13 protein-coding genes are annotated in these 12,582 nt (G+C 39.7%); 3 read left to right on the forward strand and 10 right to left on the reverse strand.

What is annotated here, in order from left to right; genetic code table 11:
• Positions 1-136: 136 nt before the first annotated feature.
• Positions 137-1,000: an EamA/RhaT family transporter gene (locus A4G16_RS05400; protein ID WP_165889025.1), complete on the reverse strand. Its 864-nt coding sequence runs from the start codon at positions 998-1,000 to the stop codon at positions 137-139.
• Between the two features lie 232 nt (positions 1,001-1,232).
• Here A4G16_RS05400 and A4G16_RS05405 point away from each other — a divergent pair, with 232 nt between their 5' ends.
• A complete protein-coding gene (locus tag A4G16_RS05405) occupies positions 1,233-1,988 on the forward strand; it encodes an alpha/beta hydrolase (RefSeq protein ID WP_165889026.1) in 756 nt (251 codons plus the stop codon).
• Positions 1,989-2,021: 33 nt separating this feature from the next.
• On the opposite strand, the gene A4G16_RS05410 is transcribed toward A4G16_RS05405, so the two are convergent.
• Entirely contained in the window at positions 2,022-2,507 is a 486-nt protein-coding gene (locus A4G16_RS05410; RefSeq protein WP_165889906.1) for a YbaK/prolyl-tRNA synthetase associated domain-containing protein, read from the reverse strand.
• Positions 2,508-2,586: 79 nt separating this feature from the next.
• Entirely contained in the window at positions 2,587-3,120 is a 534-nt protein-coding gene (smrB, locus tag A4G16_RS05415; RefSeq protein WP_165889907.1) for an endonuclease SmrB, read from the reverse strand.
• A 118-nt stretch (positions 3,121-3,238) separates the two neighbouring features.
• Here smrB and prmB point away from each other — a divergent pair, with 118 nt between their 5' ends.
• A complete protein-coding gene (prmB, locus tag A4G16_RS05420; protein ID WP_165889027.1) occupies positions 3,239-4,183 on the forward strand; it encodes a 50S ribosomal protein L3 N(5)-glutamine methyltransferase in 945 nt (314 codons plus the stop codon).
• Between the two features lie 100 nt (positions 4,184-4,283).
• On the opposite strand, the gene murQ is transcribed toward prmB, so the two are convergent.
• From murQ to hemW, 7 genes are all read right to left on the reverse strand, one after another.
• Entirely contained in the window at positions 4,284-5,198 is a 915-nt protein-coding gene (gene murQ / locus A4G16_RS05425; RefSeq protein ID WP_165889028.1) for an N-acetylmuramic acid 6-phosphate etherase, read from the reverse strand.
• 24 nt (positions 5,199-5,222) lie between these two features.
• The gene (locus tag A4G16_RS05430; RefSeq protein WP_165889029.1) at positions 5,223-6,335 is read right to left on the reverse strand and encodes an anhydro-N-acetylmuramic acid kinase; all 1,113 of its coding nucleotides are present in this window, start codon (positions 6,333-6,335) and stop codon (positions 5,223-5,225) included.
• Complete coding sequence (queF, locus tag A4G16_RS05435; RefSeq protein ID WP_165889030.1) at positions 6,332-7,171, reverse strand: NADPH-dependent 7-cyano-7-deazaguanine reductase QueF; 840 nt, start codon at positions 7,169-7,171, stop codon at positions 6,332-6,334. The genes A4G16_RS05430 and queF overlap by 4 nt, the downstream gene beginning before the upstream one ends.
• 53 nt (positions 7,172-7,224) lie before the next feature.
• Positions 7,225-7,773: a D-glycero-beta-D-manno-heptose 1,7-bisphosphate 7-phosphatase gene (gene gmhB / locus A4G16_RS05440; RefSeq protein ID WP_165889031.1), complete on the reverse strand. Its 549-nt coding sequence runs from the start codon at positions 7,771-7,773 to the stop codon at positions 7,225-7,227.
• Entirely contained in the window at positions 7,773-8,240 is a 468-nt protein-coding gene (gene bcp / locus A4G16_RS05445) for a thioredoxin-dependent thiol peroxidase (RefSeq protein WP_165889032.1), read from the reverse strand. Before bcp ends, gmhB begins: the two co-directional genes overlap by 1 nt.
• A 91-nt stretch (positions 8,241-8,331) precedes the next feature.
• The gene (locus A4G16_RS05450; protein WP_165889033.1) at positions 8,332-9,363 is read right to left on the reverse strand and encodes a virulence RhuM family protein; all 1,032 of its coding nucleotides are present in this window, start codon (positions 9,361-9,363) and stop codon (positions 8,332-8,334) included.
• 141 nt (positions 9,364-9,504) lie between these two features.
• A complete protein-coding gene (gene hemW, locus A4G16_RS05455) occupies positions 9,505-10,662 on the reverse strand; it encodes a radical SAM family heme chaperone HemW (protein WP_165889034.1) in 1,158 nt (385 codons plus the stop codon).
• Between the two features lie 213 nt (positions 10,663-10,875).
• On the opposite strand from hemW, the gene A4G16_RS05460 reads away from it, so the two are divergent.
• Positions 10,876-12,459: an ABC transporter substrate-binding protein gene (locus A4G16_RS05460; protein ID WP_165889035.1), complete on the forward strand. Its 1,584-nt coding sequence runs from the start codon at positions 10,876-10,878 to the stop codon at positions 12,457-12,459.
• Positions 12,460-12,582 lie beyond the last annotated feature (123 nt).

Raw genomic sequence — 12,582 nt, forward strand, 5'->3', positions numbered from 1 at the left:
GATTGAATATCGTCCCGATAAAGGTTACAAGCGGTAAGATTTTTTCCGAATTCTACACTATTTTTATATAAAGGGGAGCTGATGTTGAGAAGAGATATAAAATAAAGGCATTTGCCAAAGACAAATGCCGGTTAAATTAACGCCAATAGAATAGACAGATAATGGCAATAATCGCAATCGCTACCCCGAGGTAATTCACACGGTGGATTTTCTCTTTAAAGAAAAATGCACCAACAAAAGTCCCTAAACAGATAACACCGAGATTCATGCCGGTAAAGACCAGAGTTGGATCGTCTTTCATCGCTTGGTGAGCTTGAATGTAGAATAAAATATTACCGAAATTCAATACACCTAAAAGTAACCCGGTTAATACACTTGGAATATGCCATTGGGTGCGTTTTAGCAGTAAATAGATAAACATAAAGCAGCCGGCCCCGATAAAGGCAATCGCTAATGTAACCGGAAACGCTGATCCTGATTTTGCTATTTGTTTAAATAAAATATCGTTCACACCATAGCCAACCCAAACCAGAGCAAGGCTGATAATCGCAATTTTACCGCCTTTTTCCATGCCTTGATTACCCTTCCATAATAAGCAGCCTAAGGCAATAAAGGCTAATAGTAACGCAATTAATTTATTGTGGGTAACTTGTTCGCCAAAAATGGTAAAAGCAGCCAAAATCGGTAAGAATAATGATAAACGTTGTGCCGCATCAGTACGGATAATACCCGCAAATTCTAAAGCTTTTGCTTGCACCAAGAAAATAGTCGGCAAAGTAATACTTAAAATCACAAAAATATAGGCAGAGGGGTTATTCGCCATAATATCTGTAATTGATTGTCCTTGAAAATCGGGCTTGAGTAGTAAAAAAGTAAGGGTTGTTGTGATGATATAATTTACCGCAATACTTTGGTCAATCCTAATCCCTCTTTGACGGGCAAATTTAATCAACACACCGACAGTTACGCTACATAAAATAGCGAAAACAAGTTGTAACATTTCATTTCTCCTTTTGAAAATGGAGTGAGTATTCTATAAACATGCCTAAAACTTGGCTAGTAGCAAGCGGTAAAATTTTGTGGAAAATTTACAAATAACCCCGCTGATCCGACCGCTTGTACTTAAAAAATGCTAGAATATCGGAAATTTTTTACCTCAATTATTCGGAATCTTGACTCCCCTCTTTAGTAAATTTAGTGAAAGAGAAGAATTTTATTGCACGGGCATAAAAATGGAAAAATTATTCGATATTAACGAACAAGGGTTTAGTGTTCGTTGTAAATTATTTTATGAAAAAGACTTGAATGCCATTGATAATGTAGTGGTTATTCTACACGGTTTCGGCTCATCAAAAGAGTTAAAATCAAACACTAAATTCGGTGAGCGTTTAACTTCAAAATATAAAGGTTATGCGGCAATTGCCTTTGATTTCCCATGCCACGGAGCGGATGCCCGGAAAAAATTATCGGTGACGGAGTGTCAGGCTTATCTGCAACTTGTGATCGATTACGTACACAATACCCTCAATGTCCAAAATATCTATGCCTACGGCACCAGTTTCGGTGGCTATTTAACGTTAAAATATATCGCTGAGAACAGCAATCCGTTTCGTAAAATCGTGTTACGCTCTCCTGCAGTACAAATTTACTATTCATTGATGAACAGAATGAGTGAAGAGGAGCGTCAAAAGCTGGCAAAAGGTAAGGAAATTTTGTGGGGATTTGATCGCCAAATGAAAATCAGCAAAGCATTTTTTGATGAGTTGGAAGCAGGCGATATTTTCCAAAATGATTATCTGGATGTGGCAGATAACATTCTTATTTTGCACGGCACGGAAGATGAAATGGTGCCGTTAAGTGTTTCACAGCAATTTGCAGAAAATAATGTGATCGAATTACTGCCTGTTGAAGGCGCAGATCACGCTTTTTCTAACCCGAAATTAATGGATGTAGCGATTGGCAAAATTGTAGAATTTTTAGCACCATAAAAAACCTCATACAAGTAGGTATGAGGGATTCATTTAAGATTTCGCAAATTTCACTAATGTGGGATTAACAATGCTTTTATAGTCTTCGGTACTCAAGATAATCGAACGTTCCAAAGTGCCGGCATTAAATGCAAGCTCATCATAACGTTCCAACAAGCTAGGATCCGCAACTAACATTAAGTCTGTATGAAAACTAAAAGGTGGAATAGCGCCAAATACACAGTCTGTCAATTCTGTTACTTCTGCCGGGCTTGCCAGTGAGGCTCTAAGCCCGCCAAGATGTTCAGCCACTTTGCTTAAATCTGCTTGGTAATCTGCTGGTAATATAGCAAGTACGGCTTGTTTCACACCATTACCTTTCACTTTACAAACTAACGCTTTTGCACCTTGCCCGAGTTCTGTTCCTCGAATTTTTGCCACTTCTTCCGACTTACCGGCAGAAGAATGCTCAACCACTCGGTAGCGAGCTTGATGTGAATCTAATAATGCAGATAGGGTTTGAAACGTTTTTTCTGACATCATTTATCCTTTCTAAATATAATAAAAATAACTCCAAGCGGTCATTTTTTATGAAAATTTTACACTTTTTCTCGCAAAATTACCGTCCAAACATTTTTTCCGGATTTTCTGGCTGCTCTATCAAAATAAGAATGGCAGCATCTCCGCCCCACTCTTTCGGGGCTTGGTGTAAGGCAATAATTTTTGGATGCTGCACTAACCAACGAGGAATTTGATCTTTTAGCGTACGTGTACCAAAGCCGGTCATAATGCTAGCACAATAAACTTTCTCTCGCTCACAGGCTAAAATCAAAGCAGCCAATTCTTTCTTCGCTTTTTCTCGGCTCAAACCGTGTAAATCTAAAAACAGTTCCGGTTGGAAATCGCCTCGACGAAGCTGTTTAAGGATATAAGGATCTATATCTTCACGCAGATATTTGACTTTCTCATTTTCCTCTTTTAACAGTGGTTCGTATTCATCAGAAAAATAAAATTCAGTATCGGCTTTTTCTTTCAGCTCTCTTAACTCATTTAATTTTTTGCGAGGCTCGCTTTTCGGCACAAAGGTATCTTGTTTGATTTTTTTTGTGCCTTTTGCTGCTTCTCTAAATAAAGCAAATTCATCATCTAGCATTTTATTAGTCATAATCTTGTCCTTTTCATTCACTTTTACATTCTAACATAAAGCGAAATATGGTATAAAACAGCAATTTCACAAATCCCAAAATCTAACCAAAGATAAGGCAACAAAAATGTTTAAATACAATACTGAACTTCTTGATGAAATTTCTTCTCTACCGGTAGCTGATGATTTAGCTACTATTCAAGATATGATGCGCTGGATCTATAGCTATTTTAATGCTTCCGATCTCTATTATGGACACGGTTACGATAACGCTTGGGATGAAGCTCAACAGCTTGTGCTTGCTGCTGTTCATTTGCCTATTGATGTGCCTGAAGCACTCTACTCCTCTCGCTTAACCCAAGTAGAAAAAGAACGCATAATTAACTTAGTATTTGAACGTTTAGGATCTCGCAAACCGGTTGCTTATTTAACCAATTCTGCCTGGTTCTGTGGTGCTGAATATTATGTGGATGAGCGTGTGATTGTGCCACGCTCACCAATTGGTGAACTGATTAAAAAAGGCTTTAAAGGCATTATTAAAAATGAACCGCACCGTATTTTAGATATGTGTACCGGCAGCGGCTGTATTGCGATTGCCTGTGCAGAGCGGTTTCCTGAGGCAGAGGTTGATGCAGTAGATTTATCCCTTGATGCCTTAGATGTTGCTCAAATCAATATTGAACGTCACCAAGTTTCACATCGAGTATTCCCAATTAGCTCTGATTTATTTAACGATATTCCGCAAGATAAATACGATCTAATTGTTACCAACCCTCCTTATGTGGATGCTGAAGATTTAGGCGATATGCCTCAAGAATTCCACCATGAGCCGGAATTAGCATTGGGTTCCGGGGCAGATGGTTTGGATATAACCAAACGAATTCTTGCCGAAGCGGCTGATTATCTAAACGATAACGGTCTGCTTGTGTGTGAAGTAGGTAACAGTATGGTGCATTTAATCGAACAATTTCCAACTGTGCCGTTTAATTGGCTTGAATTTGAACATGGTGGATTAGGGGTGTTTAGTTTAACTAAAGAAGAGTTAATAAAATATCGACATTTATTTGCTTAATAAGCTCATTTGTAGAGATGTGCCGAGTGCATCCGCAAGCGGTCAAAATTAGATTATTTTTTGCAAATAAAATTGGGACGCATATGGTGCGTCCTTACAATCAAACAGCAAGTGCTTTTTGCAACCTTCCTTGATTTTGTGCTAATAACCTTTCGGCTTCTTGCTTATCTAAATTACCTAAAATCATCATAATTGCTAATTTAGCGTTATTTTCTGCCAATTTTAGCGTACTTTCAGCCACTTCTTGTTCGCATTCAGTCGCTTGCATAACAATACGGATAGCTCGAGCCTTTAATTTTTCATTGGTGGCTTGCACATCCACCATTAAATTTTGGTAGCATTTGCCAATTAAAATCATAGACGCAGTAGTAAGCATATTCAGCACCAGCTTTTGTGCCGTACCCGATTTCATTCGGCTGGAACCTGTCAGCACTTCTGCCCCTACAACAGTATCGATTGCAATATCAGCCATTTGTGCCATAGCCGAATTCGGGTTGCTGGCAACCGAAACGGTAGTCGCCCCAAGGCTATTAGCATACTCTATAGCCCCAAGTACATAAGGGGTTCTACCACTTGCTGCAATACCGACTAATACATCTTTTTCACAAAAATTGACCGCTTGTAAATCGGCTTTACCTTGCTCGCGGTTATCTTCCGCCCCTTCAATCGGGAAGCGTAAAGCTCTCTCACCACCGGCAATTAACCCCACCACCATTTCAGGTTTTACGCCATAAGTGGGCGGACATTCTGAAGCATCTAACACACCTAGGCGACCGCTTGTCCCTGCACCGATATAAATCAATCGCCCACCTTGCTGAAAGGCGGTTACAATTTTTTCTACCACCAAGGCAATTTGTGGCAAACATTTTTCCACTGCAAGCGGCACTTGCTTATCTTCATTATTGATAACCTGCAAAATCTCTAATGCTGAAAGCTCATCAATTTTCATTGAATTCGGGTTACGCTGCTCGGTAATCATCTGCCCTAGGGCGTTCAGTAAATTTTTTTCGCTCATTTTAGCTTTTACTCTCTTTTGCATTTATTCGGCAGGATAAATCACGCCTAAGCTAACCGCCTGTTTTGCCCCTGTCACGCTTGGCATATTGCTAGGCAAATTGTGTATACGTTGATAAGCAAGCCAAGCAAATGCAGCTGCTTCTACATAATCAATATCTAAGTCGTAGTCATTTGTTGTTGTCACGTTCCAGCTTGGCAGTAAGGCGGATAAACGTGCCATTAATAACGGGTTTCTTGCTCCGCCCCCACAGACTAACAGCAAGCAAGGCAGTGTATTTTCTAATCTAACTAATTCATTCGCAATGCTTTGTGCGGTAAATTCAGCTAAGGTGCGTTGCACATCTTCGGGCTTACAAGCGGTAAAATTTTGTAATTTTTTTGCAAGCCAGCTCAAATTAAACAGCTCTCGCCCAGTGCTTTTCGGCGGTGCTTTAGCAAAAAACGGCTCATTTAGTAATTCCGCAAGCAGAGATTCATCCACCTCGCCACTCATCGCCCATTCACCGTTTTTATCATATCTTTTGCCTTGATGTTTTTCTATCCAACTATCCATCAGCGTATTACCTGCCCCCACATCATAACCAATAGTAGGTTGATGAGGGTTTAGCACCGAAATATTGCTGATGCCCCCAATGTTCAGCACTACCGTTAAACAGTTTGAAGAGCCGAAAATTGCTTGGTGAAATGCCGGCACAAGTGGTGCCCCTTGCCCGCCAAACGCCATATCTTTTCGGCGAAAATCGGCAATAGTGGTAATGCCTGTTTGAGCGACAACTAGATTCATATCGCCAATTTGGGTAGTAAATGGATAATCGGAATTTGGCGAATGCCAGACCGTTTGTCCGTGACAGCCAATGGCAGTAATATCTTCCGCTTTGAGCTGATTTTTCGCTAAAAAAGCGTTGATACTCTCCGCATAAAGCAAGCCCAAGCGGTGATCGATCTCGCCTAACTTTTGCAGGCTCATTTCACCTGTTTTCAGTAAGGTTGAAATATCCGCACGTAACGCTTCAGGCATTGGGATGAAATCACAAGCGGTCATTTTTGGTGGATTTTTTGCAAAATCGATTAAGGCAATATCAACCCCATCAAGACTTGTGCCGGACATTACACCGATATAGTAATCTTTCATCATTGCCTTGCCATTCTGAAGTTTTCAGGTACTTCTTCAAAATTCGATCTGAACGGATTAATATCTAATCCTCCTCGTCTGGTGTAGCGTGCGTAAACGGTCAACTTTTCAGGCTGAGCAAATTGCATTAGGTCACAAAAAATCCGTTCTACGCATTGTTCGTGAAATTCATTGTGTTCACGGAAAGAAACGAGATAACGCAACAGTTTTTCACGATCTAATTTTTTACCTTGGTAGCAAATTTGTACGCTGCCCCAGTCCGGTTGAGAAGTAATTAAGCAGTTTGATTTCAGCAAATGGCTAACTAATGTTTCTTCTACCGCTTCACCACTTGCCACATTTTCCAAATAATCGGTAGAAAAGGCATAGCTATCAATTTGAATATCCTGCTCGTCAATGCAGTCACCTTCAAAATCAACTATCGGCTGCTTAGTGTAGTGGCCTAATTTGTAAATTTTTACTGAAACTTGACCGCTTGCACAATGAGCAAGATCAGCTTGGATAGTCTTTTCTACAGCTTCTATTGAATCAAATTTTGATTGATTAAAACTATTTAAGTAGAGCTTAAAGCTTTTCGATTCAATTAAGTTTTCACTTTGAAAATCGATCGCTACATCAGCAATCGCCACCTGAGGTAAACCGTTTGGGTTCAACCAAGAAAGTTCGTAGCAAGTCCAAATATCAGCACCTTGATTAAAGGGCTGAGTTTCAGTAATACCTAAACCGTCACGATTGAGTTTGCGAGGTACTGCTTGTAGTAAAGTTGGATCATATTCGCTTTTATATTCTGTTTTTTGCCCTAGTTTTAAGGCAGAAAGGGATTTGTCGTTGTAGTTCATTTATTTCCTTACTCCTCCTTTTGTGGGAGGATTAATTTATATCACAATAAAAATTACTTAATATATCTTATTAGATCTACCAAACTGTCTAGCACTAAATCTGCTTTGGCTTCACCTTCTGGGGTTATTGCTTTACCGGTACGTACTAACACTTTTGTTTTCACGCCTGCGTTTTCAGCAGCAAGCATATCTTCTAATTTATCGCCTACCATATAAGATTGTGCAGGATCGATATTTAAATCTTTGATCGCCTGCAAAAACATGCCTGCTTTTGGCTTGCGGCAATCACAATCTTCTCGGTATTCACCTTTGCCCTCAGGGTGATGCGGGCAGTAATAGATGCCGTCTAGCACCACGCCGTAGTCTTCATCCAATGACCAATCCATCCATTCGGTTAATTGCATAAATTGTTCTTCACTGAAATAACCACGTGCAATGCCCGATTGGTTTGTAACCAATACCAGCAAATAGCCTTTATCTTGCAGCTGTTTGAGCGTTTTGCCGACACCTTCGATAAATTGAAAATCATCAATTTTATGCACATAGCCGTGGTCGATATTGAGCGTTCCGTCACGGTCTAAAAAAATTGCTTTTTTACCCATTATTGACCTCGTACATAATCGACAATCATCTGGTGATGCTCACTCGTTTTAAATTTATCAAATACTTGCTCAATCACGCCTTGTTCATTGATTAAAAAGCTAATACGGTGAATACCATCATAGGTTTTACCTAAAAATTTCTTCTCGCCCCAAACGCCAAAGGCTTCCGCGATTTTGTGATCAGGGTCGGATAACAACGTGAAATTGAGCTCTTTTTTCTCAATAAATTGAGCCAATTTTTTCGGTAAATCCGGGCTAATACCAAGCACCACAATATTCAGTTCATCTAGCTCTGATTTGCTATCACGCAAGCCACAGGCTTGTGTGGTGCAGCCGGGTGTGAGAGCTTTTGGGTAGAAATAAACCAACACTTTTTTGCCCAGAAATTGGTTTAAGGAAATGCTATTTTCGTTTTGATCGAGCAATGTAAATTCAGGAGCTTTATCGCCTGTTTGTAATCTGTTCATTTGTAAAAAATTCCTAAAAAAAGACCGCTTGCATTATACACGGCAAGCGGTCAGACTTGGCAAAAAATTTACACCTTATCGCCGTTTTCTCTTATAACTTCGGGCAATACTGATTTTCAGTGAGTAAAGCTTCCTTTAATACTTTGTCAAAATCACTTTCAAACAGTCTATCTTGCACTATCCGATATTTTTCAAATTCACTTTCAGCGTGTAATTTGGCTGACTCAAGACTGATTTTTCCTTTATTTGCCAAAAGTGGCAAGTCATCAGCATTCAAGAAAATATCCAATCGTTTCGCCCAATCTTCCATTGTCATTGGAATTTTACGTCTCGCTCGTCTTTCGGCTAAATCTAAAAAGGCATTCACAATCAGTCCTAATTCTTTGAGCTCTTCCGCAGTTAAATAATTTTTTGCAACCGCCACATCACTTTTTAAGATCTTGCCATCGGGTGATTTTGCCCAATTAGTCAGCCCCATATTCGGTTTTTCACTATCTGCTCGTTCATAAATCAATTCAGCGGCAGTATGTTGGTGAATCGCAAAATGTAATTTATTTTGTACTGTTGCAAAAAATTGCTTAGTAGTTGGTGCATCTTTGTTGTAATCAACAGAAGTGGCGTAAATATCAGTAATTTTTTGGTAAAAACGCCGCTCTGATAAACGAATTTCCCGAATCTCAGCCAGTAACTGTTCAAAATAGTCTTCGTTTAGAAAAGTGCCGTTTTCCATTCTTTGGCGATCAATAACATAACCTTTTTGAGCAAAATCCCGCAGAATTTTCGTTGCCCATTGGCGAAATTGGGTTGCCCGAATAGAGTTCACTCGATAACCGACTGAAATCACCGCATCAAGATTGTAATGTTTGGTTTTGTAATTTTTGCCATCTGCGGCAGTTACCGAGAAATCCTCGGTAACTGAATTAACATCAAGCTCACCACTATTAAAAATATTTTTCAAATGTAGAGAAACATTGTCAGTTGAACAGTCAAAAAGCTGTGCAATCAACTTTTGCGTGAGCCAAATTTCATTATTTTCATAGCGAACGGTGATATTTTCTTCGCTATTTTGTTGAGCAAAAATCAAAAATTCAGCGGTGCTATTGCGGATTTGTTTGCTGGTCATAAACTCTCCTTATTCGTGAGAGGTATCCTACTGAATACTGTTTTTTTGTCTAGTAAAAAATCAGATTTTTTCGAGAGAGATCACAAAAAACTGCTTGTCATTTTCATGACAAGCGGTTGAATTTTGCTATTTTCTTGCAAACTATTCCAAAAAACCTTCCAATAGTTCATTTAAAAACAGTTTTCCGTGTTGGGTAATTTGCCAATGGGTTGGGGTTTCAGAAATATAGTTTTGGCTTAACGCCCACTCCATTGTTGGGCGAACGACTTCTCGCTCTAATCCCGTAAACCATTCAAACTCTTGCTTGGGTGTAGCTTCAAGTAAGCGGAATCGGTTCATAAAAAACTCAAAGGGGCGATCATCTAACTCAACCAAATCTTGGCTGTAGCGGTATTCCCCCCGCATATATCCCTTGGGGTGCTTAGTTTTGGAAAAACGGTAAATTTCACCATTAGGGTAGCTGATTTTACCATGCGCACCGCAACCAATAGCGAGATAATCGCCAAATCGCCAGTAGTTGAGATTATGTTTGCACTGAAAACCTTTTTTCGCATAGGCTGAGGTTTCATACTGCTCATAACCTGCTGCTGTGAGAAGTTGATGCCCTTGCTCGAAAATGTCCCATAATTCATCATCATCGGGTAAAGTAGGCTTGCGGTAGTAGAACATCGTGTTTGGCTCAATAGTAAGCTGATACCACGATAAATGCGGAGGATTGAGCGAAATGCCGGTTTCTAAATCCGCCAAGGCTTGCTTAACCGATTGATTCGGCAAACCGTGCATTAAATCAATATTGAAACTTTGTAAGCCTGATTTTGCAGAATTTTGTGCATAATTGACCGCTTGTTTTGCCTCGTTCGCATCATGAATTCGCCCTAATTTGAGTAATTTTTCCGGCTCGAAACTTTGAATCCCCATTGAAATACGCGTCACCCCGCCTTGAGCATAACCTAAAAAACGTTCGGCCTCAGCAGTACCAGGGTTGGCTTCTAGGGTAATTTCAATATTAGGTTCGAAAGCAATTCGTTTTTCTACCTCATTTAATAGGTGGCTGATTCCCTCAGCAGAAAAAAGACTTGGTGTGCCGCCGCCAATAAAAATAGAATGTAGTTTACGATCTCCAATCGCTGCTTGGTAAGCGGTCAAATCTTGCGATAAATCTGCAAGCAAATGCTGAATATATTCCTGTTCGGGAATCAATCCTTTTTGGGCATGAGAGTTAAAATCGCAGTAAGGGCATTTTTGCACACACCAAGGAATATGGATATAAAGGCTTAAAGGGGGTAGAATTAGTGTCACTGTGAATATTTCGTTATATTTCTATATGGTGCTAAATAATAGCGAAAAGCAGGCTAGGTGGAAAGTAAAGATTTTTCGTGAACTAGATCACAAATTCAAACATTGCCGCTTTACCGCTTCACAGTTAATGATATGATAAATTTGATTCAAAATAATCGTGAGTTTTGACAAATTCACTTCAATAAAATGATACGACCTCAAAGGAGCGTTACTATGACAAAACATTTTGAACACAACGAATCTCGTCGTGGGTTTATGAAATTAATGGCTGGTGTTGGCGCCGGTATGGCATTTAGTGGGACTTTAGGTACTTTTACCTCTAAAGCGGTTGCAGCACCCAGTGCCGGCTCAGCAATTGAAGCGGGGATCGCTTATCCTATCTCAACCGGATTCGATCCTCTTACCTCAAGTGGTGCCTCATCAATGGCGGCAAACCTCCATATTTTTGAAGGCCTCGTGGACTTGCACCCAGCCACTCGTAAGCCATATTTAGCATTAGCTGCGGCAGAACCTGAAAAAGTAGATGATGTTACTTATCGTATCACATTACGCGACGGAGCAAAATTCCATAATGGTAACCCGGTAACTACAGAAGACGTAGTTTACTCATTTGAGCGAGTATTAGATCCGGCAAAAGCATCACTTTTCGCACAGTTCATTCCATTTATTGATACAGTGAAAAAAGTTGATGAAAAAGTCGTTGAATTCAAATTGAAATATCCATTTGCGTTATTCAAAGAGCGTTTGACTATCGTTAAAATCGTACCAAAAGCATTAGTGGAAGCAGGTCAAGCTGCATTTGATGCAAGCCCGGTTGGTACCGGTCCATATAAATTTGTTTCTGCGACTAAAGATGACCGTATCGTATTTGAAGCATTCGCAGACTACAATGGCCAATATCCGGCTCAAGTAGAAAAAATGACTTGGTTCTTATTATCTGATGATGCAGCACGTGTAACCGCACAAGAATCAGGTCGTGTACAAGCAATTGAATCTGTACCTTACTTAGATGCAGAGCGTCTAAAACGTAAAGGCACCGTAGAGTCAGTACAATCATTCGGCTTATTATTCTTAATGTTTAACTGTGAAAAAGCACCGTTTAACAATCCGAAAGTACGCCAAGCATTACACTATGGTTTAGACACACAAAAATTAATCGATGTGGTATTCTTAGGCAATGCAAAAGCAGCAAGTTCTTATGTTCAAGATACTCATCCGGATTATGTAAAAGCAACATCGCAATATGATTTTGACAAAGCAAAAGCAGAAGCATTATTAGCAGAAGCTGGTGTAAAAGAGTTGAAGTTTGAATTATTAGCAACAGACCACTCTTGGGTAAAAGAGTGTGCGCCATTAATTCTTGAGTCTTGGAACGCATTAAAAGGTGTGAGTGTCACACTTAAACACTTACAATCAGGTGCATTATATGGCACCCATGTAGATAAAGGTGCGTATGAAGTTGTTATCGCTCCGGGTGACCCATCTGTATTCGGTAATGACTTAGACTTATTATTAAGCTGGTGGTATCGTGGTGATGTATGGCCAAAACGCCGCTTCCGTTGGTCTGAAACAGCTGAATATGCAGAAGTTCAAAAACTACTTGATGAAGCAGCGAAAAATCCTGCAGCATCTAAAGAAGCTTGGACGAAAGCGATTAATATCATTGCTGAACAAGTTCCACTTTATCCGATTATTCACCGTAAATTACCAACTGCTTGGAATGACAAAGTATTAACCGGTTTCCAACCGTTACCAACAACAGGTATGTCATTCATTGGTGTTGGTGTGGCTAAATAATCGTAAAGACTAATAAAGCAAGCGGTAAAATTCTCTTAAAATTTTACCGCTTGCATAAAACTTAAAAGATGTAATTTTAAGCTATATTGCTTATATCACTCAAAATTCTCATCACCTCTGTCT

Source organism: Mannheimia granulomatis (assembly GCF_011455695.1).
GTDB lineage: Bacteria > Pseudomonadota > Gammaproteobacteria > Enterobacterales > Pasteurellaceae > Mannheimia > Mannheimia granulomatis_A.

What these genes read in the sequence shown, in the direction of transcription:
- A4G16_RS05400 (WP_165889025.1), bottom strand. Translation starts at nt 1,000, where the DNA reads ATGTTACAACTTGTTTTCGCTATTTTATGTAGCGTAACTGTCGGTGTG.
- smrB (WP_165889907.1), bottom strand. Translation starts at nt 3,120, where the DNA reads ATGCTAGATGATGAATTTGCTTTATTTAGAGAAGCAGCAAAAGGCACA.
- A4G16_RS05410 (WP_165889906.1), bottom strand. Translation starts at nt 2,507, where the DNA reads ATGTCAGAAAAAACGTTTCAAACCCTATCTGCATTATTAGATTCACAT.
- A4G16_RS05430 (WP_165889029.1), bottom strand. Translation starts at nt 6,335, where the DNA reads ATGATGAAAGATTACTATATCGGTGTAATGTCCGGCACAAGTCTTGAT.
- A4G16_RS05460 (WP_165889035.1), top strand. Translation starts at nt 10,876, where the DNA reads ATGACAAAACATTTTGAACACAACGAATCTCGTCGTGGGTTTATGAAA.
- murQ (WP_165889028.1), bottom strand. Translation starts at nt 5,198, where the DNA reads ATGAGCGAAAAAAATTTACTGAACGCCCTAGGGCAGATGATTACCGAG.
- bcp (WP_165889032.1), bottom strand. Translation starts at nt 8,240, where the DNA reads ATGAACAGATTACAAACAGGCGATAAAGCTCCTGAATTTACATTGCTC.
- queF (WP_165889030.1), bottom strand. Translation starts at nt 7,171, where the DNA reads ATGAACTACAACGACAAATCCCTTTCTGCCTTAAAACTAGGGCAAAAA.
- A4G16_RS05450 (WP_165889033.1), bottom strand. Translation starts at nt 9,363, where the DNA reads ATGACCAGCAAACAAATCCGCAATAGCACCGCTGAATTTTTGATTTTT.
- gmhB (WP_165889031.1), bottom strand. Translation starts at nt 7,773, where the DNA reads ATGGGTAAAAAAGCAATTTTTTTAGACCGTGACGGAACGCTCAATATC.
- A4G16_RS05405 (WP_165889026.1), top strand. Translation starts at nt 1,233, where the DNA reads ATGGAAAAATTATTCGATATTAACGAACAAGGGTTTAGTGTTCGTTGT.
- prmB (WP_165889027.1), top strand. Translation starts at nt 3,239, where the DNA reads ATGTTTAAATACAATACTGAACTTCTTGATGAAATTTCTTCTCTACCG.